The sequence below is a fragment of the Massilia sp. 9096 genome (assembly GCF_000745265.1).
GTDB lineage: Bacteria > Pseudomonadota > Gammaproteobacteria > Burkholderiales > Burkholderiaceae_D > Telluria.
The window spans coordinates 4,789,251-4,814,903 of sequence record NZ_JQNN01000001.1; the positions used below are offsets into that span (position 1 = coordinate 4,789,251).

Sequence of the window (25,653 nt, forward strand, 5' to 3'; positions counted from 1 at the left end):
TGACGATGGACAAGAAAGAATCGCGTCTGCGTCGCGGACGCCAGACCCGCATCAAGATCGCGCAGCTGGGCGTGAACCGCCTGCAGGTGCATCGCACCAACCTGCACATCTATGCAAACCTGATCAGCCCGGACGCGACCGTCCTGGTGTCGGCTTCGACGCTGGAAGCGGATGTGCGCGCGGAACTGGGCGGCAAATCGGGCGCGGGCGGCAACGCCGCGGCCGCTGCCCTGGTCGGCAAGCGCGTCGCAGAGAAAGCACTGCAAGCTGGAATCACCGAAGTCGCATTCGACCGTTCGGGTTTCCGTTACCACGGCCGTGTCAAAGCGCTGGCAGAAGCTGCCCGCGAAGCCGGTCTGAAGTTCTAAGGAAGAATCGTCATGGCAAAAATGCAAGCGAAAATGGCAAGCGACAAGCCGGATGATGGCATGCGCGAGAAAATGATCGCGATCAACCGCGTGACCAAAGTGGTCAAGGGTGGTCGTATCATGGGTTTTGCAGCACTGACCGTTGTCGGTGACGGCGATGGCCGCATCGGCATGGGCAAGGGCAAGTCGAAGGAAGTTCCGGTCGGCGTGCAAAAAGCGATGGAAGAAGCCCGTCGCAACCTGATCAAGGTGCCCCTCAAGAACGGTACGCTGCAGCACACCGTCACCGGCCGTCACGGCGCCTCGCGCGTCCTGATGTCGCCGGCCAAGCCGGGTACCGGCGTCATCGCCGGCGGCGCAATGCGCGCCATCTTCGAGGTGATGGGCGTGACTGACGTGGTCGCCAAGTCGACCGGTTCGTCGAACCCGTACAACCTGGTTCGTGCAACGCTCGACGGCCTGGCCAAAATGAGCACTCCGGCTGACATCGCTGCCAAGCGCGGCAAGTCGGTGGAAGAGATCCTGGGTTAAGGGGAATTACCATGGCAAACACCATCAAAATCAAGCTGGTCAAAGGCCTGATCGGTACCCGTCAGGATCACCGCGCCACCGTGCGCGGTCTGGGTCTGCGTCGTGTCAACTCGGTCTCCGAGCTGCAGGACACCCCGGCAATCCGCGGCATGATCAACAAGGTCAACTACCTCGTGAAAATTGTCGACTAAGCCTCGGCTTGGTCAACGGAGAACATAATGCAACTCAATACCATCCAACCCGCAGACGGCGCCAAGCACGCAAAGCGCCGCGTCGGTCGCGGTATCGGTTCGGGCCTGGGCAAGACTGCCGGCCGCGGCCACAAAGGTCAGAAATCGCGTTCGGGCGGCTTCCACAAAGTCGGTTTCGAAGGCGGTCAGATGCCTCTGCAGCGTCGTCTGCCGAAGCGCGGCTTCAAATCGCTGAACGCCACCTTCAAGGCTGAAGTGCGCCTGTCCGACCTGAACGCCCTGGCTGTCGGCGACGTCGACATCCTGGTGCTCAAGCAAGCCGGCGTGCTGTCGGTCGTCGCTCGCGACGTGCGCGTGATCCTGTCGGGCGAAATCACCAAAGCGGTGAACCTGAAGGGCATCAAGGCGACCGCTGGCGCGAAAGCAGCGATCGAAGCAGCTGGCGGTTCGGTCGCCTAAACGCGGCCGCTGCCTGATCGGAGCAAAAATTGGCGACTAATTCACAACTTGGTAAAAGCGCCGCATCCGGTTTCCCCTGGGGCCGGTTGTGGTTCCTGCTTGGGGCATTGGTCGTGTACCGCATCGGAGCGCACATCCCGGTTCCCGGGATCGATCCGGTCGCCATGGCCAGGCTGTTGGAGCAGAACTCGGGCGGCATCCTGGGCATGTTGAACATGTTCTCGGGCGGTTCGATTGCCCGTGCCGCCGTGTTCGCTCTCGGTATCACGCCTTACATTTCGGCTTCGATCATCATGCAGCTGGCGTCGATCGTCTCGCCGCAGATGGAAGCGCTGAAGAAGGAGGGCGAAGCCGGCCGCCGCAAGATCACCCAGTACACCCGGTATTTCACGGTTGCACTGGCGTTGTTCCAGGCGTTCGGCATCGCGGTGGCGCTGGAAGGGCAGGGCGTTGTGGTAGACCCCGGCTTCCATTTCCGCTTCGTCGCCGTCGTGTCCCTCTTGACCGGCACCATGTTCCTGATGTGGCTGGGCGAGCAGATCACCGAGCGCGGTCTTGGCAACGGCATTTCGATCATCATTTTTGCCGGTATCGCAGCCGGTCTGCCGAGCGCCCTGGGTAGCTTGTTTACCCTGGTGTCGAACGGTTCGATCAGCAGCATTGCCGCCATCCTGATCGTCATTCTGGTGGCCCTGGTGACTTACGCTGTCGTGTTCATCGAACGCGGCCAGCGCAAGATTCTGGTGAATTACGCGAAACGCCAGGTCGGTAACAAGATCTACGGTGGCCAAACCAGCCACCTGCCGTTGAAGTTGAACATGGCCGGCGTGATCCCGCCGATCTTCGCTTCCTCGATCATCTTGTTCCCGTCCACGATCGTCGACTGGTTCACGAAGGGCAAGGACACGACGAATCCGTTCATCGGCTTCCTGCGTGACCTGGCCGCTTCGCTGAGCCCTGGCGAGCCGATCTATGTGTTGCTGTACGCGGTGGCGATCGTGTTCTTCTGCTTCTTTTACACGGCGCTGGTCTTTAACAGCAAGGAAACGGCGGACAACTTGAAGAAGAGCGGAGCATTCGTGCCGGGCATCCGTCCGGGCGAGCAGACTGCACGCTACATCGACAAGATCCTGATGCGCCTGACCCTGGCCGGCGCGGTGTATATCACGCTGGTCTGCCTGGTGCCGCAATTCCTGCAAAGCTATTGGAAGGTGCCTTTCTACTTTGGCGGTACTTCGCTCCTGATCATCGTGGTCGTCACGATGGATTTCATGGCGCAAGTACAGAACTACGTCATGTCGCAACAGTACGAGTCGCTGCTGCGTAAGGCAAATTTCAAGGGCGGCATGCCGTCGCGTTAAGCGATGGGCGCCCAGGAGTGAACAGACCGAATGGCAAAAGACGACGTCATCCAAATGCAAGGTGAGATTCTCGAGAATCTCCCGAACGCGACCTTTCGCGTAAAGCTGGAAAACGGGCACGTGGTGCTCGGACACATCTCTGGGAAAATGCGCATGAACTACATTCGCATTTTACCTGGCGACAAGGTAACGGTAGAATTGACCCCTTACGACTTGTCCCGGGCCCGCATCGTGTTCCGCACCAAGTAAAACACTGATTTCGAATCTATAAGAGAGTGCAAAATGAAAGTTAACGCTTCAGTCAAGCGGATCTGCCGCAACTGCAAGATCATCAAGCGCAAGGGCGTGGTCCGTGTGATCTGCGTCGAGCCGCGTCATAAGCAGCGTCAAGGTTAAGAGGAATAACGAATGGCACGTATTGCAGGGGTCAACGTCCCCAATCACCAGCACACCGTCATCGGCCTGACGGCTATCTATGGCATCGGCCGTACCCGCTCGAAGCAGATCTGCGCGTCGACCGGCGTTGCGACCGACAAGAAGGTCAAGGATCTGGACGACAACGAACTGGAAAAGCTGCGTGATGCAGTCGGCAAGTTCGTGGTCGAAGGCGATCTGCGCCGTGAGCTGTCCATGAACATCAAGCGTTTGATGGACCTGGGCTGCTACCGCGGCATGCGTCACCGCAAGGGCCTGCCGGTCCGCGGCCAGCGCACCCGTACCAATGCACGTACCCGCAAGGGCCCGCGCAAGGCAGCTCAATCGCTCAAGAAATAATCTAGGAACCGACCATGGCTAAGCAACAAAGCTCGGCGGCTGCAGCCCGCATCCGCAAGAAAGTCAAAAAGAACGTCGCCGAAGGCATCGCACACGTCCACGCATCGTTCAACAACACCATCATCACGATCACCGATCGTCAGGGCAATGCTCTGTCGTGGGCAACCTCCGGCGGTGCTGGCTTCAAGGGTTCGCGTAAATCGACCCCGTTCGCGGCTCAGGTCGCAGCCGAAGCAGCTGGCAAGGTCGCTCAGGAATACGGCGTGAAGAACCTGGAAGTGCGTATCAAGGGCCCGGGCCCTGGCCGTGAGTCGGCAGTGCGCGCGCTGAACAACCTGGGCATCAAGATCACCGAGATCCAGGACGTGACCCCGGTTCCGCACAACGGTTGCCGTCCGCCGAAGCGTCGTCGTATCTAATACCCGACAGCGGGTCCGCCCGCGCCAGGTTGCAGATACGCCACGCCGTGGTGTAAAAATCGCCGGTGCAGTTAGCCCCGAAATGGGTTATACTGCCCGGCTATTGTCGCCTTGGACGTCCTGTCCCGGGCATTTCATGCAAGCCACGTCCGGTCTCAATGCAGAATCGGACTAGCGCCTGTTGTGCTGGCTCAATGAGCCGGTTCATCTGGGGCGTGATCATTTGAAAAAAGGAATTTAACGTGGCACGTTATATCGGACCAAAAGCAAAACTGTCGCGCCGTGAAGGCACCGACCTGTTCCTGAAGAGCGCACGCCGCTCGCTCGATTCGAAGTGCAAGCTGGACGTCAAGCCAGGCCAGCACGGCGTCAAGTCGGGTGCTCGTACCTCGGACTACGGCAACCAGCTGCGTGAAAAGCAGAAGGTCAAGCGCATGTACGGTATCCTGGAGCGCCAGTTCCGCCGCTACTTCGCAGAAGCATCGCGCCGCAAGGGCAACACTGGTGAGACCCTGCTGAAGCTGCTCGAAGCTCGCCTGGACAACGTCGCCTACCGTATGGGCTTCGGCTCGACCCGCTCCGAAGCGCGCCAGCTGGTCAGCCACAAGGCCTTCACCGTGAACGGCCAGGTCGTGAACATCGCTTCGTACCAGGTCAAGACCGGCGACGTCATCGCCGTGCGCGAAAAGGCCAAGAAGCAGAACCGTATCGTCGAAGCCCTGTCGCTGGCAGAGCAGAGCGGTATGCCGAGCTGGGTCTCGGTCGACGCAAAGAAGATGGAAGGCACCTTCCGCACCTTCCCGGAGCGTAACGAGATCGCTGCCGACGTCAACGAAGCGCTGATCGTCGAACTGTACTCGCGTTAATAGCTTGCACCGCCGCCCTGACTGTTCGGGGCGGCGGCGAAACACCGAATTGCCGTACCGCCTGCTCACCGAAGCAGGCGTTTTCACTGATGCCATCAGCCTTATCGGTGTAACGAGCCGAGGGTATTGATAAAGGACATTTCATGCAAAATAGTTTGTTGAAGCCACGTATCATCGACGTCGAGGCGCTGGGCGCCGGTCACGCCAAAGTCGTGATGGAGCCGTTCGAACGTGGTTATGGCCACACGCTGGGTAACGCGCTGCGCCGCGTGCTGCTGTCGTCGATGGTGGGCTACGCGCCGACCGAAGTGACGATCGCCGGCGTCGTGCACGAGTACTCGTCGCTGGACGGCGTGCAGGAAGACGTGGTCGACCTGCTGCTGAACCTGAAAGGCGTCGTGTTCAAAGTGCACAACCGCGACTCCGTGACGCTGACCCTGAAGAAGGAAGGCGAAGGCGCCGTCCTGGCATCGGACATCGACCTGCCGCACGACGTCGAGCTGATCAATCCGGACCACGTGATCGCCCACCTGACCGCCGGCGGCAAGCTGGACATGCAGATCAAGGTCGAAAAGGGCCGTGGCTACGTGCCGGGTAACGTCCGCCGCCTGTCGGAAGACACCAACAAGACCATCGGCCGCATCATCCTGGACGCGTCGTTCTCGCCGGTGCGCCGCGTGTCGTACGCCGTCGAGTCCGCTCGCGTCGAGCAGCGTACCGACCTGGACAAGCTGATCATCAACATCGAGACCAATGGCGTCATCACCCCGGAAGAGGCGATCCGCCAGTCGGCCCGCGTGCTGGTCGACCAGCTGAACGTGTTCGCCGCCCTGGAAGGCACCGAAGCCGCTGCGGAAGCCCCGTCGCGCGCGCCGCTGGTCGATCCGATCCTGCTGCGTCCGGTGGACGACCTGGAACTGACCGTGCGTTCGGCAAACTGCCTGAAGGCCGAGAACATCTACTACATCGGCGACCTGATCCAGCGTTCGGAAAACGAACTGCTGAAGACCCCGAACCTGGGCCGCAAGTCGCTGAACGAGATCAAGGAAGTCCTGGCTTCCCGTGGTCTGACCCTCGGCATGAAACTCGAGAACTGGCCGCCGGCCGGCCTCGAGAAGTAAGAAAAGCTGTACCTGCCCGCGCATGATCGTGCGGGCAGTTTTCAACCCCTAACCGGCCCGCGCCTCGGGCAAGCCCAGGCGATCGAAGAGCTCGGATTTAAACACAATCGAAAGGAACTACCATGCGTCACCGTCACGGCCTCCGTAAGCTGAACCGCACCTCCTCGCACCGCCTCGCCATGCTGCGCAACATGACCGTTTCGCTGCTGCGTCACGAAGCGATCAAGACCACGCTGCCGAAGGCGAAGGAACTGCGTAAAGTCGTCGAGCCGATCATCACCCTGGGCAAGAGCGACACCCTGGCCAACAAGCGCCTGGCATTCGCCCGCCTGCGTGACCGCGAAATCGTGCAGAAGCTGTTCGCCGACATCGGTCCGCGTTTCGCGAACCGTCAAGGCGGCTACACCCGCATCCTGAAGATGGGCTTCCGCGTCGGCGACAACGCGCCGATGGCTTTCGTCGAGCTGACCGACCGTCCGGAAGTCGGCGTCGACGAGAACGCACCGACCGCCGAGTAATCGATCGGATCTCGCAAGAGCCCAGCTCGTGCAGAATGCCAGTCAGTTGATCTGACTGGCATTTTTTTTATCGAAAGAACCCCATGAATAAAACCGTATTTGCCGCCTGCGCCGCCGCGCTGGCCCTGACCCTGTCGCTGGCCGGCTGCAAGCGCGCCGAGCAATCCGCGTCGCAAGCGCCCGCAGCGCCGGTGCAAGCCGACAGCTCGGCGATCAAGTTCCAGACCGTCGACAGCGTCGTCGGCACCGGCCAGGCCGCCAAGGCCGGCGACCGCGTCACCGTCAACTACACCGGCTGGCTGTACCTGCCGACCGCGCCCGATCACCACGGCGCCAAGTTCGACAGCTCGATCGGCCGCGAGCCGTTCACCTTCCGTCTCGGCAGCGGAGGCGTCATCCCCGGCTGGGACCAGGGCGTGGCCGGCATGAAGGTCGGCGGCAAGCGCACCCTGATCATCCCGGCGGAACTCGGCTACGGCAGCGATGGCGCCGGCCCGATCCCGCCGAATGCCAACCTGATCTTCGACGTCGAGCTGCTCGGCGTCCAGTAAGACCGCCTCGCGCGCACCCGCGCGCGACCGCCGGGCCCCGCGCCCGGCCTTTTGCGCCCGTGCACCACGGCACGCGCCGGTGTACCATGCTGCTGCGCTGACCAACCCACGCTGACCATGTCCCGACTACCGAATTTCGCGGCCCGGCATTTCGCCGCCTTCGCGCTGCTGCTGGCCGCCCTGTGCGGCGCCTTCTTCGCCGCCCCGGCCCAGGCCGACGACGATTTCCTGCCGCCCGAGCAGGCCTTCAAGTTTTCCGCCCACATGGATGGCGCGCAGACCGTCGTCGTCGATTATGCGATCGCCGAGGGGTACTACATGTACCGCGAACGCTTCCACTTCAGCGCCAGCGGCGCCAAGCTGGGCGCACCCGTCATCCCGCCCGGGAAGATCAAGTTCGACGACACCTTCCAGAAGAACGTCGAGACCTACCACCACGGCGTGCAGATCCGCATCCCGGTCGAGGGCAACGGTCCGTTCACGCTGACCGCGACCGGCCAGGGCTGCGCCGACAAGGGCCTGTGCTATCCGCCGCAGGACAGCACGATCCAGCTGTCGGCCGGAGCAGCCGGGGCGGGCGCCGCGGCGCCGGCTGGTGCTGCGCAGATGAGCGTGCCGCCGGGGCAGGGCGGCACGCCGCAGTTCACGCTGCCGGGCCAGGCGAACGCGCCGAAGGTCGATACACCGGCTGCGCAATCGAGTGCGGCGCAAGCTGCGGCCTCGACCGCAGCGGCGGACGGCGCCGCCGCGTCCAGCGCAACGGCCCGCGCCACCAGCGCATCCGCCAATGCCACAGCCGGGGCACCCGCCGGCGCCGCCGCATCGACCGGCACCTCCGACCTCTCCGGCATCGCCGCCCTCCTGAAAGGCGGCCGCCTGCTCGCCATCGTCCCGGCCTTCATCCTGCTCGGCCTGGGGCTGGCGTTCACCCCATGCGTGCTGCCGATGGTGCCGATCCTGTCGTCGATTATCGTCGGCGAAGGCGCCCAGGCGAAACGCGGACGCGGCTTCATGCTGTCGCTGGCGTACTCGCTCGGCATGGCGATCGTCTACACCGCGCTGGGCGTGGCGGCCGGCCTGGTCGGCGAAGGTCTGTCGGCGGCGCTGCAAAACCCCTGGGTGCTCTCGAGCTTCGCACTGCTGATCGCGCTGATGGCCTTGTCGATGTTCGACGTCTACCAGCTGCAGGTGCCGGCGGCGCTGCAGACCCGCCTGTCGAGCGCGTCCGGCCGCCAGGCCTCGGGCAAGCTGGCCGGGGTGTTCGTCATGGGCGCGATCTCGGCGCTGATCGTCGGGCCGTGCGTGGCGGCGCCGTTGGCCGGCGCGCTGGTCTACATCAGCCAGACGCGCGACGTGCTGGTCGGCGGCTCGGCGTTGTTCGCGATGGCGCTCGGCATGAGCATCCCGCTGCTGCTGGTCGGCCTGTCGGCCGGTTCCCTGCTGCCGCGCGCCGGCATGTGGATGGAAGCGGTCAAGCGCTTCTTCGGCGTCCTGATGCTGGCGATGGCGCTGTGGATGGTGACGCCGGTGCTGCCTGCCCTGGCGCAGATGCTGCTGTGGGCCGCGCTGCTGCTGGGCTACGGCTTCTACCTGTTGCGCGCGCGCGGGCACTGGGCTGCGATGGCGCTGGGCACCGCGGCCGTGGTGTTCGGTTCGACGCAGTTGGTGGGCGTCGCCAGCGGCGGGCGCGATCCGTTCGCGCCGCTGGCGCACCTGGGCGGTGGTGCCGCGGCCGAGCCGAAGCTGGCCTTTGCCCGCATCAAGACCGTCGACCAGCTCGACGCCGCCCTGGCCGCAACCGGTGGCAAGACCGCGATGCTCGACTTCTACGCCGACTGGTGCGTCTCGTGCAAGGAAATGGAAAAGCTGACCTTCGTCGACCCGGCCGTGAAGGCCAAGCTGGCCAACACGCTGCTGCTGCAGGTCGACGTGACCGCCAACGATGGCGCCGACCGCGCGATGCTCAAGCGCTTCGGCCTGTTCGGGCCACCGGGCATCATCCTGTTCGACCGCGCCGGCAAGGAAATCCCGGATGGCCGCGTGATCGGCTACCAGGACAGCAGCAAGTTCCTGGCCTCGCTGGGCAAGCTGCAGTAATGCGGCCGCAGTAAGCAAAAGGGACGCCGCGGCGTCCCTTTCCACATCAGGCAGGCATCAAACAAGCATCAGGCATCGAAGCGGCGCTCAGCCCTGCGCCGTCTGCCCAGCGCGCTGCCAGTTGCCATGCCCGCCATGTCCGCCTTGGCCGTGGCCAAAGTGATGCCGCCCGAGCTGCGCCGATTCGGTATCGAACACCTGCTTCTGCTGCGGGCTCAGCACCGAATAAAAGCTGTTCAGCGCCGACAGCTGCTGTTCCATGCGCGTGGTGCGCTGCTTCTGCATGTCGATCATCTTCTGCATGCGCTGCGGCGCCGACAGGCCGGTCCAGGCCGCACGGTCGAACTGGCCGCGCTGCCCGTTCGCGGCCGGCTTCATCGCCGCCACGAACGACTGCCAGGCGCTTTCCTGGCCCGCGGTGATGCCCAGGTCGGCGTGCAGCTTGGCTTCGCGCCTGGCCGCGAATTCGGCCATTTTGGCCTGGCGCTGTTCGGGCGTGAGGTGCGGACGGACGGCGTTCTGCGCAGTAGCTTGATTCTGGGCGGGCGTTTGGGTCTGCGCCTGCGCGCCGATGGCGGCGGCGCCCATGGACAGTGCCGCAAGGCCGCTCAGGAGGGTTTTGGTCAAGGTTTTCATCTCTTATCCTAGTCAGGTTGACGTCGCTGGGCTACTCCTTCGAGGTGCCGCCAGCGACTTGCGGCATGGATTCATCATCGATGGAAGGTGTAACCCCAGCGTGTCCGCTGTGTCGTTCTTTGTATCAATTTGTTTCTTTACGCAATCCTTATACATACCGATACAAAGTGGCTGTTCAGGCCCGTGACAAGTCAGGATAATGAGAGCATGGACACACCATCTACCATTCTGATTGTCGACGACGACAGGGACATCCGCTCGCTGCTGGCCGATTACCTGGAGGCGAACGGCTACCGCGCATTGGCCGCGGCCGATGGCAACGCGATGTGGAAAACCCTGGACGAAGCGCGCCCGGACCTGATCGTCCTCGACCTCAACCTGCCGGGCGACGACGGCCTGACGCTGTGCCGCAAGCTGCGCGCCCATTCGACGCTACCGGTGATCATGCTCACCGCGCGCAACGAGCCGCTGGATCGCATCCTCGGCCTGGAGATGGGTGCCGACGATTACCTGCCCAAGCCCTTCGAGCCGCGCGAACTGCTGGCGCGCATCCGCAGCGTGCTGCGGCGCAGCCATGCGATGCCGCCCAATTCGCAGACCGAGAACGTGCAGCAGATGAAGTTCTCGGGCTGGACCCTGGACCTCACGGCGCGCCACCTGGTCAACCCGCAGGGCGTGATCATCATGCTGTCGGGCGCCGAGTTCCGCCTGCTGCGCGTGTTCCTCGAGCACCCGAACCGCGTGCTCAACCGCGACCAGCTGCTCAACCTCACGCAAGGCCGCGACGCCGACCCGTTCGACCGCTCGATCGACATCCAGATCAGCCGCCTGCGCCAGAAGCTCGGCGAAGACGCGCGCATGCCGCAGATTATCAAGACCGTCCGCAACGGCGGCTACGTGCTGGCCGGCCAGGTGACGGTGGAGCCAGCCGCGTGAGAGCCTTCCTCGGCTCGATGACGGGCCGCGTGTTCGCCACTCTGCTGCTGGGCATCCTGATCACCGCCGCGCTGACCCAGCTGCTGGCCGACGCCGAGCGCCAGCGCGTGATCGACGAGTTCCGCGACCTGCATTCGCTCGACCGCGCCGAACAACTGATCATGGCAACCGAGATCGTCCCGGTGTCGGCGCGCGCCGCCTACCTGAGCGTGGCCAACCGGCCCGGCATGCGCCTCGAGGACGTGGCCGACAACCGGCCGACCGCCTTCACGCCCATCAACACCGAGTTCACCCAGGCGTTGTCCGCGCGCATGGGCAAGGGCTACGCGCTGCGCTCGATGCTCGCGCACCCGGCCGCGTGCGCGCTCGCGCGCGAGCAGCCGGTGCTGTTCGGCCTGTTCCGCATGAAGTACCACGGCACCTGCGAGAGCATCGCCGTGCGCCTGCGCGATGGCGACGAGCTGGTGCTGTCGGTGCTGCCGCCGCGCTCGGCCACTTCGCCCGAACGCACCGACTACACCGGCACCATCGTGCTGTTCCTGGTCAGCGTGGGCGGCCTGGCCTACCTGGTCGCGCGCATGACCACGCGCCCGCTCAAGCAGCTGGCGCAGGCCGCGAAAAACCTCGGCAACGACATCAACCACGCGCCGCTCGACCTGACCGGCGCCGACGAGATCCGCCAGGCCAGCGCCGCCTTCAACGCGATGCAGGCGCGCATCCGCCAGTACATCTTCCAGCGCACGCAGATGCTGGCCGCGATCACGCACGACCTGCAGACCCCGCTGACGCGCATGCGCCTGCGCCTGGAAAAGGTCAACGAGCCCGAACTGCAGGAGCGCCTGATCGGCGACCTGTCGGCGATGCAGGCGATGGTGCGCGAGGGCCTGGACCTGGCGCGCAGCATGGACACCAGCGAAACCATGCAGATGCTCGACCTCGACTCGCTGCTCGACTCGGTCTGCGCCGACGCCGCCGACGCCAGCCAGAACGTGTCCCTGAGCGGCCACGCCGGCATGGCGCTGCTGGGCCGCCCGCTCGACCTGCGCCGCTGCCTGGTCAACCTGATCGACAACGCGGTCAAGTACGGCCACGCGGCCAAGGTGACGGTCGACCGCATCAACGGCGCGGCGCGCATCCGCATCCGCGACGGCGGCCCGGGGATCCCGGAAGCCGAGCTGGCGCGCGTGTTCGACCCGTTCTACCGCGTCGAGGCCTCGCGTTCGCGCGAGTCCGGCGGCACCGGCCTGGGCCTGACGATCGCACGCAACATCGCCGAGCAGCACGGCGGCAGCATCACCCTGGCCAACCATCCGGAAGGCGGCCTGGAAGTGACCCTGATGCTGCCCGAGTACTATCCGGGAAAATAAGCGACACCGACGTAAAACAAACAACACTCGACATCCGTTTGTCATGGCCGCGTGCGACAATCTGCGCCGCATCCTCGTCGAATAACCGAGCCGCCTCCAAACGGCCATATCAAAAAAACCAGAAGAGAGAAGCCGCCAGCAACGGCGGCCCCGGGAGTGGAATGAAGAACAGCAAAGTTGGAATCATCGCCGGCCTCGTGATCGTCGCCGGCGCGGGCGCGTGGTACCTGAATGGCGGCGCCGGCGCGTCCAGTGCGCATGCTCAGGCCGCGACCGGCGCCAAGGACGGCAAGACGGAGCAGCCGCCCGCAGTCGTCAACGTGGTCGACCCGCAGCGCCACGACATCCCGGTGGTCCAGCAGGCCAACGGTACCGTGACCCCGATCCGCACCGTCGACCTGCACCCGCAGACCACCGCCACCATCCGCACGGTGCACATCAAGGAAGGCCAGTTCGTCAAAGAGGGCGAGCTGATGTTCTCGCTCGACGACCGCGCCGACCGCGCCAACCTCGACAAGGCCAGCGCCCAGGTCGAGCACGACCGCGCGCAGGTCGCCGACCTCGAACGCCAGCTCAAGCGCAGCCAGGACCTGTTCGCCCAGCACTTCGTCGCCCAGGGCGCCGTCGACACGCTGCGCGCCCAGGTCGACCAGGCGCGCGCCACGCTCGACGCCGACAGCGCCGCCGTGCGCGCCAGCAGCGTCGCCAACAGCTACACCGCGATCCGCGCGCCGATGTCGGGCCGCGTCGGCGGCATCGGCGTCTACCCGGGCAGCCTGGTGCAGCCGACCACGTCGCTGACCACCATCACCCAGCTCGACCCGATCACGGTCGCGTTCACCCTGCCGGAATCGAGCCTGCCGGCGCTGCTGGCGGCGCAAAGGCGCGGCAAGGTCGAAGTCCAGGTGATGCCGGGCGCCGACCTGGCGCCGGTCAACGGGCTGCTGAGCTTCATCGACAACACGGTCGACGTGCAGTCGGGCACGATCCGCGTGAAGGCGGAATTCGCCAACCGCGAGACCACGCTGTGGCCAGGCCAGTACGTCAACGCCAAGGTGACCGTGCAGACCATCAAGGACGCCGTCGTGATCCCTCAGAACGCGATCGTCACCAACGCGCAAGGGACCTTCGTGTACGTGCTCGACAAGGATTCGGCGCACCTGGTGCCGGTGCAGCGCCTGTACGCGGCGGGCGTCGACGCCGCCGTGTCTGGCCTGAACGGCAACGAAAAGATCATCACCGAGGGCAAGCAGAACGTGCGCCCGGGCGGCAAGGTGAGCCTGGCGCCGATCACCGCCAAGGGCTGAGCATGAACCTGTCCGAATTGTGCATCCGCCGGCCGACCATGGTCGTGCTGCTGTCGCTCAGCCTGATCCTGGTGGGCGTGCTGGCTTATTTTCACATCCCGGTCGCGGCGCTCCCCAGCTACAACACGCCGGTCATTAATGTTAACGCTAACCTCGACGGCGCCAGCCCGGAGACGATGGCGTCCTCGGTCGCGCTGCCGCTCGAGAAGCAGTTCTCGACCATCGCCGGCATCAGCCTGATCACCTCGACCAGCAGCCAGGGCTCGACCAACCTGACGCTCGAGTTCGACCCGTCGATCGACGTCAACGCCGCCGCGGTGGACGTGCAGGCCGCGCTGCTGTCGGCGCAGCGCCAGCTGCCCAAGGAGATGACGACCACGCCGTCCTACCGCAAGGTCAACCCGGCCGACGCGCCGGTGCTGTTCATGACCATGACGTCGCCGTCGATGAACCTGTCGGAACTGGACGACTACGCCGAAAATTTCGTCTCCCCGGCGATCTCGACGCTGCCCGGCGTGGCCCAGGTCCAGGTCCAGGGCGGCAAGAAGTTTGCCGTGCGCGTGCGCGCGAAGACCGACCTGATGAACGCGCGTAACCTGACGATGGACGAACTGGCCACCGCGCTCAACTCGGCCAACTCGAATTCCGCGCTCGGCATCCTGGACGGTCCGCAGCAGACGCTGACCATCCAGGGCCCGCAGCAGATGATGCATGCGGCCGACTTCGAGAACGTGATCGTCGCCACCCGCGACGGCGAGCCGGTGCGCCTGCGCGACGTCGCCACCGTCGAGGACAGCTACCAGTCGACCAAGGCCTTCGGCGCCTACAACGGCGAGCGCGCCGTGGTGTTGCAGGTGCAGCGCCAGCCGAACGCCAACACCGTCGAGGTGGTCGACGCGGTGCGCAAGATGCTGCCGCGCTTCCAGTCGCAGTTGCCGGCCTCGATCAAGATCAACCTGGTCAACGACCGCTCGGTCTCGATCCGCGAGGCGATCCACGACGTCAATTTTACGCTGGCGCTGACCGTCGGCCTGGTGGTGCTGGTGATCTTCCTGTTCCTGCACCGCGTCTCGGCGACCTTCATTCCGGCCATTACGATGCCGATCTCGCTGCTCGGCGCATTGTCGCTGCTGTACTGCCTCGGCTACAGCCTGGACAACATCTCGCTGCTGGGCATTACGCTGGCGGTCGGCCTGGTGGTCGACGACGCCATCGTGGTGCTGGAAAACATCGTGCGCCACATCGAGATGGGCAAGAAGCCGATGCGCGCCGCGCTCGAGGGTTCGCGCGAGATGGGCTTTACCATCATCTCGATCTCGGTCTCGCTGATCGCCGTGTTCATCCCGATCTTCTTCATGCCGGGCGTGATCGGTTTGCTGTTCCATGAATTCGCGGTGATCGTCGGCCTGGCGATCCTGGTGTCGGCGGCGGTGTCGCTGACGCTGGTGCCGATGCTGGCCTCGCGCCTGCTGCCGGCCGAAGGGCATGACCATCACGAAGAAAAGAGCTTCATCGGCCGCCACTTCGAGGCCGCGTTCACCTGGCTGCGCGACGGTTACGAAAAGACGCTCGATGTCGCCCTCAGATACCGCTTCGTGGTGCTGATGATCGCGTTCGGCACGTTTGCCCTGACCGCCGTGCTGTATGCGGCCAGCCCGAAAGGCTTCTTCCCGGAAGAGGACATCGGCCAGCTACGGGTCAGCACCGAAGCCTCGGAAGACATCTCGTCCGCCGCGATGGCCAAGCTGCAGACCCGCATCGCCGCCGTGTTCCAGGCCGACCCGGCGATCAAGGACGTCACCGCGTTTTCGGGCGGCGGCAACGGCGGCTTCATGTTCGTCGTGCTCAAGCCGCGCGAGCAGCGCGACAAGATGCCGGTGGTGATGGAGCGCCTGCGCAACGCCTCGCGCAAGATCGCCGGCATCAACGTCTACATGTCGCCGGTGCAGAACCTGCAGCTGGGCGGGCGCCAGTCCAAGAGCCGCTACCAGTACACGCTGCAGAGCGTCTCGGGCGCCGACATCGGCGGGTGGGCCGACCAGTACCTCGAGCGCATGCGCAACAACCCGCTGTTCCGCGACGTCACCAGCGACACCCAGAACAAGGGCTTGCAGGCCACCGTCGACATCGACCGCGACAAGGCCAACCTGCTCGGCGTGCAGATGGGCGACGTGCGCACCGCGCTGTACGCCGCCTTCGGCGAACGCCAGGTCTCGACCATCTATTCGACCGCGGCCAGCTATTACGTGATCCTGGAGACCGCGACCGCCGACCGCCAGTTCGAGGACGCGCTGTCACGCCTGTCGGTGCGCGGCAAGAACGGCCAGCTGGTGCAGCTGTCGAGCGTGGCGCGCATCAAGCGCACGGTCGGCCCGCTGGCGATCAACCACCAGGGCCAGCTGCAGGCGGTGACGCTGGCGTTCAACCTGGCGCCCGACGCTTCGCTCGGCGACGCCACCGCCGCCATCGAAAAGATGGGGCTGGACATGAAGCTGCCGTCCTCGATCATGACGAAATACGGCGGCGACGCGGCGGTGTTCCAGGCCTCGCAGTCGAGCCAGCTGGTCCTGATCATCGCGGCGGTCGGCGTGATCTACGTGCTGCTGGGCGTACTGTACGAGAGCTTCATCCACCCGATCACGATCCTGGCCGGCCTGCCGTCGGCGGCGGTCGGGGCGCTGCTGACGCTGCGCCTGTTCAACATGGATCTGACGATGATCGCCATGATCGGCATCCTGATGCTGATCGGTATCGTCAAGAAGAACGCGATCATGATGATCGACTTCGCGCTCGACGCCCAGCGCAATGGGGGCATGACGCCGCTCGACGCGATCCGCGAGGCCTGCATCCTGCGCTTCCGTCCGATCATGATGACCACGCTGGCGGCGCTGATGGGCGCGCTGCCGATCGCGCTCGGCCTGGGCGCCGGCGCCGAACTGCGCCAGCCGCTCGGCCTGGCGGTGTGCGGCGGTTTGATCTTCTCGCAGGTGATCACGCTGTACATCACCCCGGTGATCTACCTCTATCTCGACCGTTACAGCGGCACCGGCCCGATGACCGACGAGCAGCTGGCCAAGCTGGAGCAGCCGGACGTGCACGTGGTGCTGACGCGCGCCGCCTAGGCGAGGCGTCGCCGTTCGACACCGGCGCGCCACGACGATCGAACGACCGATCGGTGTGGCGCGCCTGATACATACTGTAACAACCATTAATCAGGGCAGCTTGTAAGCTGTCCCTTGATGCCCAAGAGCGTGCGCACGTGCGTCATTCCGGTTAGACTGCGCACGACACCTTATTTGATGCTCCTTGGAAAGCCGTTCGATTATCTTGCGTGACCATTCCCACACTTCCGTCGACGACAGCGATGTCTGCGTGCATTGCGGCCAGCCCCTGCCTGGACGGAATACGGTGACCTACGGCGAGCGCAAGCCGAACCGCATCGGCATCATCGTCACGATCGCGCTGCACCTGCTGATGGTGGCGATGTACTTCATGCAGCCGAAGATCGTGATCGACAAGACCGCGCGCAAGGCCGGCGAAGCCATCGTCTGGGTCCCGCCGACGCCGCCGAGCAAGCAGGCGGTGAAACCGCAGCAGAAGGCGCCGCAAACCCCCAACAAGCCGATCCCGATCAAGACCCTGCCGCCGCCGAGCGTGCCGCGCGTGGAGCGCCTGCCGGACACGATCACGCTGCCGAACGAAAAGCCGGTCAAGGTCCAGGACAAGCCGACCCCGCTCAAGGAAGAAAAGAAAGAGGCGCCGCCGCAGGAAGAAGACATGATGGCCCACGTGCGCGCCCAGAAGGCCAAGCGCGGCCAGATGGACGACACCCCGGGGCCGGAAGAAAGCGAAGCCTCCAAGGGCACGCGCGCCGCGCTGGCCAACATCGCCGCGATCAACGGCCGCGGCGGCCAGGACCCGAACGACAGCGGCGGCGTGTTCAGCGTCACCAATAAAACCTTCAATTCGGCCGACTTGAAGTTCCGCGGCTGGAACCAGAACTTCAAACGGCGCTGGCTGACCGCCGTCACGGTCGAGCGCGGCGGCGAGCCGGACATCGAGACCGCGATCGTCAAGAAGATGATCGAGCTGATCCGCAAGGAAAAGACCGGCGACTTCGAATGGGATTCGCACCGCCTGAACAAGGTCGTGACCTTGTCGGCGCGGCCGCAGGATACGCAGGAGCTGACCAACTTCCTGTACAAGGAAATGTTCCCGGAGTACAAGCCGCCGCGCGGCTGATCTTGCAGACGTAAAGTCGCAGCCAACAAAAAACCGCGCCGAGGCGCGGTTTTTTATTGGCGAAGCAGGGCGATCAGGCCGCGGCCTTCAAACGCCGCGCCACATCCATCGCAAAATAGGTCAGCACGCCATCGGCGCCGGCGCGCTTGAACGCCATCATGGTTTCCATGATTACCTTGTCCGGGTCCAGCCAGCCGTTCTGGAAGGCCGCCTGCAGCATCGCATATTCGCCGCTGACCTGGTAGGCGAAGGTCGGCACCTTGAACTCGTCCTTCACGCGGCGCACCACGTCCAGGTAGGGCATGCCCGGCTTGACCATCACCATGTCGGCGCCTTCGGCCAGGTCGAGCGCGACTTCGCGCAGCGCCTCGTAGGTATTGGCCGGGTCCATCTGGTAGGTGTTCTTGTCGGCCTTGCCCAGGTTGGCGGCGGAGCCGACCGCGTCGCGGAACGGGCCGTAGTAGCCGGAGGCGTACTTGGCCGAGTAGGCCATGATGCGCGTGTGAATGAAGTTGCCTTCTTCCAGCTTGGCGCGGATCGCGCCGATGCGGCCGTCCATCATGTCCGACGGGGCGACGATGTCGACCCCGGCCTCGGCCTGGGCCAGCGCCTGGCGGATCAGCATGTCGATCGTCTTTTCGTTGACGATGTAGCCGTTCTCGTCCGGCAGGCCGTCCTGGCCGTGGGTGGTGTAGGGGTCGAGCGCGACGTCGGTCATCAGGCCGAGCTGCGGGAATTCTTTCTTGAGCGCGCGCACCGCACGCGGGATCAGGCCGTCCGGATTGGTCGCCTCGACGCCATCGTAGGTCTTGAACGACGCGTCGACCATCGGGAACAGCGCCAGCACCGGGATGCCCAGCGTGACGGCTTCCTCGGCCAGCTTGAGCAGCAGGTCGATCGACAGGCGTTCGACGCCCGGCATCGAGGCCACTTGCTGGCGCTGGTTCTCGCCATCGAGCACGAAGACCGGGTAGATCAGGTCGGAGGCCGTGACGGTGTTCTCGCGCATGAGCGCGCGCGAGAACGGGTCGCGGCGCATGCGGCGCATGCGGACGGCGGGGTATTGCTGCGAGGGGATGATGATCGGCATGTCAGGTTCCTTCGGGTTCGGAGACGTCCTGGGCCGGATCTTCCGGATCCTGGTCCAGGCCGAGCAGTTCGATGATCTTGGCGTCTGCCTCGTCGATGCCCACGCGCTTCAGGGCCGAGAACAGCTGCACCGTGAACGGGAAGCCGTTGCCGTCCTCGTCCACGTAGCTGTCGAGGATCTGGCGCGCCTGGCGCAAGGCATTGGTCGACTCGTTGCGGTTCAGTTTGTCGACCTTGGTCAGGATGCAGTGGATCGGCTTGCCGGTGGGGGCGAACCATTCGAGCATCTGGATGTCCAGGTCGGTGAAGGGGCGGCGCGAATCCATGATCAGCACCAGCGCCGCCAGCTGGTCGCGGCGCTGCACGTAATCGCCTAGCAGCCGCTGCCAGTGCAGCTTGGCGTCGCCGGAGACTTCGGCGTAGCCGTAGCCGGGCAGGTCGACCAGCAGCGCCTGGATCTCGTCGACGTTGGTGGCATCCTTGCGGTGCATCGCCACATGGGCGCCGCCGATCGAGAAGAAGTTGATGTGCTGGGTGCGGCCGGGCGTCTTGGACGCGAATGCCAGGCCCTTCTGGTTGGTCAGGATATTAATCGCCGTCGATTTGCCCGCGTTCGAGCGTCCGGCGAAGGCGATTTCCGGCACCTGCAGGCGCGGTAGATCGCGCAGCTGGTTGACGGTCGTGAAAAAACGGGCTTGCCAGAGTTTGGACATGGGAAAGGATCAGACGGGGAATAAAGAAAAAGACAACAAAAAAGCGGCCAGGAAACAAAGCCATTGTACAATAGGGAGTTACCTGCCGTTGGACGCGCCGCGGCGGGGCACGAGCATCACCGCTGCACTGTCACAGCAAGAAGATCTTGAAACAGCCGCACGCGGCGGATTTCCCGATGATTTTTGACTTTTTCAGGGTGCTTGAATGAATCGTGTGTCGAAACGTGGTTTCCTGCTGGCCGCCTTCGTCATGGCCAGCTTCGTGACGTTCAACCCGGCCATCGCGGCCGATGCCGCCCACGCCGCCGGCGCACCCAAAGCCGATCCGGCCAAGGGCGGCTCGCTGTACGACACCGGCGACAACGCGCGCGGCCTGCCGGCCTGCGCGTCCTGCCACGGCGCCGCCGGCAATTCGGCCATCGCCACCAATCCCAAGCTGGCCGGCCAGGTCGACACCTACGTCCACAAGCAGCTGGTCGATTTCACCACGCCCGCGCGCAACCAGCCGATCATGACGACCTACGCCAAGATGCTGACCGAGCAGGAAAAGACCGACATCGCGGCTTACCTGTTCAGCCAGCAGGCCAAGCCGGGCGCGGCGCGCAACAAGGACACGCTCGATCTCGGGCGCAAGATTTACCGCGGCGGCATCGCCGACCGTGGCGTGGCCGCCTGCGCCAGCTGCCACGGCGCCACCGGCGGCGGCTTGCCGGCCCAGTATCCGCGCCTGGCCGGCCAGCACCAGGACTACACGCTCGCCCAGCTGCAGAACTTCAAAGGCGGCGCGCGCAGCAACAGCCCGCAGATGGGCGCGCTGGCCAAGCGCATGTCGGACGAGGAAATGAAAGCGGTGGCCGACTACATTGCCGGTCTCAAGTAAGACCGGCAGCGGTGCAACAAAATGAAAAGGGCGGCAGCGCAAGCGGGCCGCCTTTTTTGTTGTATGCTCGCGGCTGAAATTTGCTCTCATTAAATGTCCGAATCCGATGCGCACCACTGGAATTGAACTGAACACCCGCCGCCGCGGCCTGGCCACCGCGGTCGAGCTGCTGTCCTCGATGCGCTTCGCCATCACGCTGCTGGTCATGCTGGCGATCGCCGCCATCGTCGGCACCGTCATGAAGCAGGACCAGGCCACGCCGGACTACATCAACCAGTTCGGGCCGTTCTGGTACGCCGTGTTCGACAAGATCGGCTTGTACGCGGTGTATTCGGCCTGGTGGTTCCTGCTGATCTTCGGCGTGCTGATGACCTCGACGGCGCTGTGCATCGCGCGCAACGCCCCGAAGATGCTGCGCGACGTGCGCAGCTGGCGCGAGAACGTGCGCGAGCAGTCGCTGCGCAATTTCCACCATCGCGGCGAGTGGGCCAGCCCCGTCACCGCCCCGGTGCTGGCCCAGCGCAGCGCCGCGCGCCTGGCGGCCGGCGGCTACCGCGTCAAGGTGGTGGAAAAGGAGGGCGGCTTGCTGGTCGCGGCCAAGAAGGGCGCCGCCAACAAGCTCGGCTACATTTTCGCGCACACGGCGATGATCGTGATCCCGCTCGGCGGCCTGCTCGATTCGAACCTCCCGATCCGTGTGCAAGAATGGTTCGGTGGCAAGACGCCGTTCAATGGCGGCGGCCTGATCGCCGAGATCGCCCCGCAGCACCGCCTCGGCCTGGGCAACCCGACCTTCCGCGGCAACACGATGATCCCGGAAGGGCAGAGCAGCGCCACCGCCATCATCAACGAGCCGAACGGCGTGCTGGTGCAGGACTTGCCGTTCACGATCCACCTGAACAAGTTCATCATCGACTTTTACTCGACCGGCATGCCCAAGCTGTTCGCCAGCGAGGTCACGATCCGCGATCACGAAAGCGGCAAGGTATTCCCGGCCCGGATCGAGGTCAACAAGCCGCTGATCTACCGCGGCGTGGCCGTCTACCAGTCGAGTTTCGACGATGGCGGCAGCAAGCTGAAACTGACCGGCTGGCCGATGAGCGGCGCCGGCGCCGATTCCTTTGCCGTCGACGGCGAAGTCGGCGGCGCGACCCCGCTCAAGGGCGGCGCCGAGCAGTACTCGGTGGAGTGGTCGGGTTTCCGCGCGTTCAACGTCGAGAACATGGGCGCGGGCAGCGGTAATGGCAGCGCGGGCGACCCGCGCGCGGTCGCCAAAGGCGCCTCGCTCGAGAGCGCATTCGCCAAGACCCTGTCCGAACACACCGGCTCGGCCGCCAAGCACGCCAACGACAAGGACCAGAAAAACGTCGGCCCCAGCGTGCAATACAAACTGCGCGACAAGACCGGCCAGGCGCGCGAATTCCTGAATTACATGCAGCCGGTCACGCTGGACGGCGCCCAGTTCTACCTGGCCGGCGTGCGCAACAACCCCGGCGACCCCTTCAGCTACCTGCGCATTCCCGCCGACGACGGCCACGGCGTGCGCGAATGGATGCGCCTGCGCGCCGCACTGGCCGACCAGGCCGCCCGCAACGAGGCCGCGCGCCGCTACGCCGAGCGCGCCATGCCGCAAGCCGTCAACAACGTCCAGCTGGCAAACCAGCTGCAGGAATCGAGCGCCAAGACGCTGGCGATCTTCGCCGGGGAAGGTTCGCGCGGCGGCTTCCTCGGCGTCGCCGACTTTTTGGAACGCATCCCGGGCGCCGAGCAGGAAAAGGCCGCCAACGTGTTCATGAAGATGCTCAACGGCAGCCTGTGGGAGCTGTGGCAGGTCGCGCATGCGCGTGCGGGCGAGGCGGCGGTCGAGCCGAGCGAAACCCATGGACGCTTCCTGCAGCTGGCCACCAATGCGCTGTCCGACAGCTTTTTCTATGGCGCGCCGGTCTACCTGGCGCTCGACGACTTCGTGGAAGTGAAAGCCTCGGTGCTGCAGGTCACGCGCTCACCGGGCAAGAAAGTGGTGTACCTGGGCTGCCTGCTGCTGGTGCTGGGCGTGTTCGCGATGTTTTATATCCGCGAGCGCCGCATCTGGGTCTGGGTCAAGCCGGACGACGCCGGCGGCGCACACGCGCTGATGGCGATGAGCACGCAGCGCCAGACGCTCGACTTCGAACGCGAGGCCGAGGAATGGAAAACCAGGCTGCCCCAATCGGAGTAAGCTAGAGCAGTAAGGAGAAGATGACGATGGATATATCGCAGACCACGACGCCGCAGGGCGGCGCTTCCAAGCCGGCTTCGCAGCCCGTCGGCCAGCAGGTGTATGTCCAGCCGCGCGGCTATTTCCAGCGCCTGGGTATGCTCGACTGGCTGTACGGCATCGGCCTGTTCGCCGCGATGCTGTTCGCGCTGAACCGCTTCGGCGGCTACATGGATTACTACGAAAAGGCGATCCTGGTGCTGGCCGCGCCGGTCTTCACCGCGCTCGGCTGGGGCTGGAAACCGGTGCGCTGGCTGATTCCGCTGATCGCCGTGCTGGCGCTGTGCGGCGTCGCGTCGTATGGCGGCTCGCTCGATGCCGCCAACCAGAAATTCGTCCTCAAGTACATGCTGTCGAGCCAGTCGGCCATTTTGTGGATGAGCGCGCTGTTCGTGTTCTCGACCGCGTTTTACTGGCTCGGCCTGCTGGCCCGGTCGCCGTTCGGCGGCAGCGTCGGCTCCAAGCTGTGCTGGGCCGCCGTAGTGCTCGGCTTTACCGGCATGATGGTGCGCTGGTACGAGTCCTACCTGATCGGCGCCGACGTCGGCCATATCCCGGTGTCGAACCTGTACGAGGTGTTCATCCTGTTCTCGATGATCACCGCGCTGTTCTACCTGTATTACGAGCAGCGCTACCGCACGCGCGCGCTCGGCCCGTTCGTGCTGCTGGTGATCTCGGCCGCGGTCGGCTTCCTGCTGTGGTACACGGTCGCGCGCGACGCCGCCGAGATCCAGCCGCTGGTGCCGGCGCTGCAGAGCTGGTGGATGAAGATCCACGTGCCGGCCAACTTCATCGGCTACGGCACCTTCGCCCTGGCGGCCGCGGTCGGCAGCGCCTACCTGCTGAAATCGTACGGCATCCTGGCCGACCGCCTGCCGGCGCTCGAGGTGCTCGACGACGTGATGTACAAGTCGATCTCGGTCGGCTTCGCCTTCTTCACGGTGGCGACCATCCTGGGCGCGCTGTGGGCGGCCGAAGCCTGGGGCGGCTACTGGTCGTGGGACCCGAAGGAAACCTGGGCGCTGATCGTCTGGCTGAACTACGCGGCCTGGCTGCACATGCGCCTGGTGTCCGGCCTGCGCGGCCGCCCGGCGGCCTGGTGGGCACTGATCGGCCTGGTGGTGACGACCTTCGCCTTCCTGGGCGTGAACATGTTCCTGTCCGGCTTGCACTCCTACGGCAAGTTATAAACCCGAGGCGGCGTCGACGCCGCCAAGATGACAGATCGATTACAGCGTGTAACGAAGCGTCAAGCGTCCAGCCAATTCCGGACGCTTGGTGTAAGGTGATTGCTATCAAACGCAACATTGGGCAAGCACCTGTTGCGACACAGTCACCGGAGTCCGTCATGCTGATCAAACCATCCGAAATCACGCCGCGCGAGATCGTCGAAGGCCGGCGCAAATTCATCGCCGGCATCGCCGCCACTGCCGTGGCCGGCACGTCGGTCTGGGAAATGGCCAACCGCCAGGCGTTCGCGCAAGGCGCCCAGGCGCAAAAGCTGGCCGCCACCCGCAACGCCGCATTCTCGACCGGTGAGCCGCAGACCAGCTTCAACGACGCCACCCACTACAACAACTTCTACGAGTTCGGCACCGACAAGGGTGACCCGGCCGAGAACGCGCACACGCTGCGCACCCGTCCGTGGACCGTGCAGATCGACGGCGAAGTGAAAAAGCCGCTCACGCTCGACATCGACCGCCTGACGAAACTGGCGCCGCTGGAAGAGCGCGTGTACCGCCTGCGCTGCGTCGAGGGCTGGTCGATGGTGATTCCGTGGATCGGTTATTCGCTGTCGAACCTGATCCGCCAGGTCGAGCCGACCGGCAATGCGAAATACATCCAGTTCATCAGCCTGGCCGACAAGGCGCAGATGCCGGGCGTCTCCAGCCGCGTGATCGACTGGCCCTACCAGGAAGGCTTGCGCATGGACGAGGCGATGCATCCGCTGACCCTGCTCACGGTCGGCATGTACGGCCAGGTGCTGGCCAACCAGAACGGCGCGCCGGTGCGCGTGATCGTGCCCTGGAAATACGGTTTCAAGTCCGCCAAGTCGATCGTGCGCATCCGCTTCCTGTCCAGCCAGCCGCGCACCTCGTGGAATATGCTGGCGCCGGACGAATACGGCTTTTATTCGAACGTGAATCCGAATGTCGACCACCCGCGCTGGTCCCAGGCCAGCGAGCGCCGCATCGGCGAAGGTGGCCTGTTCACGCCCAAGCGCAAGACCCTGATGTTCAACGGCTACAACGAGGTCGCATCGCTGTACACCGGCATGGACCTCAAGAAGTTTTATTGAGCGGGGGCGGCCGATGGCGTTCAATCCCAGCCCTAAGCAGCTCACGGCCATCAAGGCGGTCGTCTTCGTGGCGGCGCTGCTGCCATTCCTGCGCATCGCCTACGCGCTCGGAACCGGCCAGGCCGTCGATCCGATCGCCTTCCTGACCAACGGCAGCGGCGACTGGGCGCTGTACCTGCTGTGCGCCACGCTGTGCGTCACGCCACTGCGCCGTTTTACCGGCATGAACTGGGTGATCAAGCTGCGCCGCATGCTGGGCTTGTACGCCTTTTTCTATGCCTGCGTGCACTTCCTGACCTTCGTCTGGTTCGAGCATGGCTTCGACGTCGCGGCGATCTGGAAGGACGTGCTCAAGCATCCTTACGTCACGGTCGGCTTTGCCGCCTTCGTGCTGCTGATCCCGCTGGCGGCGACCAGCACCCAGGCCATGATCCGGCGCCTGGGCCGCAACTGGACGCGCCTGCACCGGCTGATCTACCTGATCGCGCCGCTGGCGATCCTGCACCTGTGGTGGATCCGGGCGGGCAAGCACAACTTCCAGCAGCCGATCGTGTGGGGCAGCGTGGTTGCGGTGCTCTTGCTGCTGCGCGTGTATTGGGCCGTGACGCGCGCCCGTGCGCAGGCGGGGGCGCCGGCGCGCGCAAAAGTGCGCACTTGAGCGCCTTCGTGGC

At 64.7% G+C, this 25,653-nt stretch carries 28 protein-coding genes; 25 read left to right on the top strand and 3 right to left on the bottom strand.

Features of this window, described 5'->3' with window-relative positions:
• Positions 1-5 precede the first annotated feature (5 nt).
• From rplR to dsbD, 14 genes are all read left to right on the top strand, one after another.
• Positions 6-368: a 50S ribosomal protein L18 gene (gene rplR / locus FA90_RS20760; RefSeq protein WP_036172214.1), complete on the top strand. Its 363-nt coding sequence runs from the start codon at positions 6-8 to the stop codon at positions 366-368.
• 12 nt (positions 369-380) lie between these two features.
• Complete coding sequence (gene rpsE / locus FA90_RS20765; protein WP_036172216.1) at positions 381-899, top strand: 30S ribosomal protein S5; 519 nt, start codon at positions 381-383, stop codon at positions 897-899.
• 11 nt (positions 900-910) lie between these two features.
• Positions 911-1,090, top strand: coding sequence for a 50S ribosomal protein L30 (gene rpmD / locus FA90_RS20770; protein WP_036172219.1), 180 nt, complete (start codon positions 911-913; stop codon positions 1,088-1,090).
• A 27-nt stretch (positions 1,091-1,117) separates the two neighbouring features.
• Complete coding sequence (gene rplO / locus FA90_RS20775; RefSeq protein ID WP_036172221.1) at positions 1,118-1,549, top strand: 50S ribosomal protein L15; 432 nt, start codon at positions 1,118-1,120, stop codon at positions 1,547-1,549.
• A gap of 29 nt (positions 1,550-1,578) precedes the next feature.
• On the top strand, positions 1,579-2,910 hold the full coding sequence (gene secY / locus FA90_RS20780; protein ID WP_036172222.1) for a preprotein translocase subunit SecY: 1,332 nt from the start codon (positions 1,579-1,581) through the stop codon (positions 2,908-2,910).
• A 30-nt stretch (positions 2,911-2,940) separates the two neighbouring features.
• Positions 2,941-3,159 (top strand): translation initiation factor IF-1, encoded by a 219-nt coding sequence (infA, locus tag FA90_RS20785; protein WP_005663428.1) that lies wholly within the window; start codon positions 2,941-2,943, stop codon positions 3,157-3,159.
• A gap of 33 nt (positions 3,160-3,192) precedes the next feature.
• Positions 3,193-3,306 (top strand): 50S ribosomal protein L36, encoded by a 114-nt coding sequence (rpmJ, locus tag FA90_RS25915; protein WP_005663407.1) that lies wholly within the window; start codon positions 3,193-3,195, stop codon positions 3,304-3,306.
• A gap of 12 nt (positions 3,307-3,318) precedes the next feature.
• Entirely contained in the window at positions 3,319-3,684 is a 366-nt protein-coding gene (gene rpsM / locus FA90_RS20790) for a 30S ribosomal protein S13 (protein ID WP_036172225.1), read from the top strand.
• Between the two features lie 14 nt (positions 3,685-3,698).
• A complete protein-coding gene (rpsK, locus tag FA90_RS20795) occupies positions 3,699-4,103 on the top strand; it encodes a 30S ribosomal protein S11 (RefSeq protein WP_036172227.1) in 405 nt (134 codons plus the stop codon).
• Between the two features lie 242 nt (positions 4,104-4,345).
• Positions 4,346-4,969, top strand: a complete 624-nt coding sequence (gene rpsD / locus FA90_RS20800) for a 30S ribosomal protein S4 (RefSeq protein ID WP_036172230.1) — start codon at positions 4,346-4,348, stop codon at positions 4,967-4,969.
• A 143-nt stretch (positions 4,970-5,112) separates the two neighbouring features.
• Positions 5,113-6,090, top strand: a complete 978-nt coding sequence (locus FA90_RS20805; protein ID WP_005663401.1) for a DNA-directed RNA polymerase subunit alpha — start codon at positions 5,113-5,115, stop codon at positions 6,088-6,090.
• A 122-nt stretch (positions 6,091-6,212) separates the two neighbouring features.
• On the top strand, positions 6,213-6,608 hold the full coding sequence (rplQ, locus tag FA90_RS20810) for a 50S ribosomal protein L17 (RefSeq protein ID WP_036172232.1): 396 nt from the start codon (positions 6,213-6,215) through the stop codon (positions 6,606-6,608).
• Between the two features lie 83 nt (positions 6,609-6,691).
• On the top strand, positions 6,692-7,159 hold the full coding sequence (locus tag FA90_RS20815; RefSeq protein ID WP_036172234.1) for an FKBP-type peptidyl-prolyl cis-trans isomerase: 468 nt from the start codon (positions 6,692-6,694) through the stop codon (positions 7,157-7,159).
• 117 nt (positions 7,160-7,276) lie between these two features.
• Entirely contained in the window at positions 7,277-9,256 is a 1,980-nt protein-coding gene (gene dsbD / locus FA90_RS20820) for a protein-disulfide reductase DsbD (RefSeq protein ID WP_051971965.1), read from the top strand.
• Positions 9,257-9,343: 87 nt separating this feature from the next.
• Here the strand turns inward: dsbD and FA90_RS20825 are convergent, their stop codons facing one another.
• Entirely contained in the window at positions 9,344-9,892 is a 549-nt protein-coding gene (locus FA90_RS20825) for a Spy/CpxP family protein refolding chaperone (RefSeq protein ID WP_051971966.1), read from the bottom strand.
• Between the two features lie 207 nt (positions 9,893-10,099).
• On the opposite strand from FA90_RS20825, the gene FA90_RS20830 reads away from it, so the two are divergent.
• The 5 genes from FA90_RS20830 (at position 10,100) to FA90_RS20850 (ending at position 17,744) form a co-directional block, all read left to right on the top strand.
• Positions 10,100-10,828 (top strand): response regulator, encoded by a 729-nt coding sequence (locus FA90_RS20830; RefSeq protein WP_036172236.1) that lies wholly within the window; start codon positions 10,100-10,102, stop codon positions 10,826-10,828.
• Positions 10,825-12,195, top strand: coding sequence for an ATP-binding protein (locus FA90_RS20835; protein ID WP_081933966.1), 1,371 nt, complete (start codon positions 10,825-10,827; stop codon positions 12,193-12,195). Before FA90_RS20830 ends, FA90_RS20835 begins: the two co-directional genes overlap by 4 nt.
• 161 nt (positions 12,196-12,356) lie before the next feature.
• Complete coding sequence (locus tag FA90_RS20840) at positions 12,357-13,502, top strand: efflux RND transporter periplasmic adaptor subunit (protein WP_051971967.1); 1,146 nt, start codon at positions 12,357-12,359, stop codon at positions 13,500-13,502.
• Positions 13,503-13,504: 2 nt separating this feature from the next.
• Complete coding sequence (locus FA90_RS20845; RefSeq protein ID WP_051971968.1) at positions 13,505-16,624, top strand: efflux RND transporter permease subunit; 3,120 nt, start codon at positions 13,505-13,507, stop codon at positions 16,622-16,624.
• A 205-nt stretch (positions 16,625-16,829) separates the two neighbouring features.
• A complete protein-coding gene (locus FA90_RS20850) occupies positions 16,830-17,744 on the top strand; it encodes a hypothetical protein (RefSeq protein WP_036176574.1) in 915 nt (304 codons plus the stop codon).
• A gap of 73 nt (positions 17,745-17,817) precedes the next feature.
• On the opposite strand, the gene hemB is transcribed toward FA90_RS20850, so the two are convergent.
• Positions 17,818-18,834, bottom strand: coding sequence for a porphobilinogen synthase (gene hemB, locus FA90_RS20855; protein ID WP_036172240.1), 1,017 nt, complete (start codon positions 18,832-18,834; stop codon positions 17,818-17,820).
• 1 nt (position 18,835) lies between these two features.
• Complete coding sequence (yihA, locus tag FA90_RS20860; protein ID WP_036172242.1) at positions 18,836-19,546, bottom strand: ribosome biogenesis GTP-binding protein YihA/YsxC; 711 nt, start codon at positions 19,544-19,546, stop codon at positions 18,836-18,838.
• Between yihA and FA90_RS26655 the strand changes: the two genes are divergently transcribed.
• The 6 genes from FA90_RS26655 to FA90_RS20885 all read left to right on the top strand — a co-directional run bounded on the left by FA90_RS26655 (position 19,545) and on the right by FA90_RS20885 (position 25,640).
• Positions 19,545-19,733: a hypothetical protein gene (locus FA90_RS26655; protein ID WP_156116790.1), complete on the top strand. Its 189-nt coding sequence runs from the start codon at positions 19,545-19,547 to the stop codon at positions 19,731-19,733. The two genes, yihA and FA90_RS26655, sit on opposite strands and share 2 nt — an antisense overlap.
• Before the next feature lie 63 nt (positions 19,734-19,796).
• The gene (locus FA90_RS20865) at positions 19,797-20,426 is read left to right on the top strand and encodes a c-type cytochrome (RefSeq protein WP_239701039.1); all 630 of its coding nucleotides are present in this window, start codon (positions 19,797-19,799) and stop codon (positions 20,424-20,426) included.
• A gap of 106 nt (positions 20,427-20,532) precedes the next feature.
• Positions 20,533-22,644 carry a cytochrome c biogenesis protein ResB gene (locus FA90_RS20870; RefSeq protein ID WP_036172246.1) on the top strand — a complete coding sequence of 704 codons (2,112 nt, stop codon included), beginning with the start codon at positions 20,533-20,535 and terminating at the stop codon, positions 22,642-22,644.
• 26 nt (positions 22,645-22,670) lie between these two features.
• Positions 22,671-23,873: a c-type cytochrome biogenesis protein CcsB gene (gene ccsB / locus FA90_RS20875; protein WP_051972235.1), complete on the top strand. Its 1,203-nt coding sequence runs from the start codon at positions 22,671-22,673 to the stop codon at positions 23,871-23,873.
• A gap of 158 nt (positions 23,874-24,031) precedes the next feature.
• Positions 24,032-24,982: a protein-methionine-sulfoxide reductase catalytic subunit MsrP gene (gene msrP / locus FA90_RS20880; RefSeq protein ID WP_036172248.1), complete on the top strand. Its 951-nt coding sequence runs from the start codon at positions 24,032-24,034 to the stop codon at positions 24,980-24,982.
• 13 nt (positions 24,983-24,995) lie between these two features.
• Positions 24,996-25,640, top strand: coding sequence for a sulfite oxidase heme-binding subunit YedZ (locus tag FA90_RS20885; RefSeq protein WP_036172250.1), 645 nt, complete (start codon positions 24,996-24,998; stop codon positions 25,638-25,640).
• Positions 25,641-25,653: the final 13 nt, after the last annotated feature.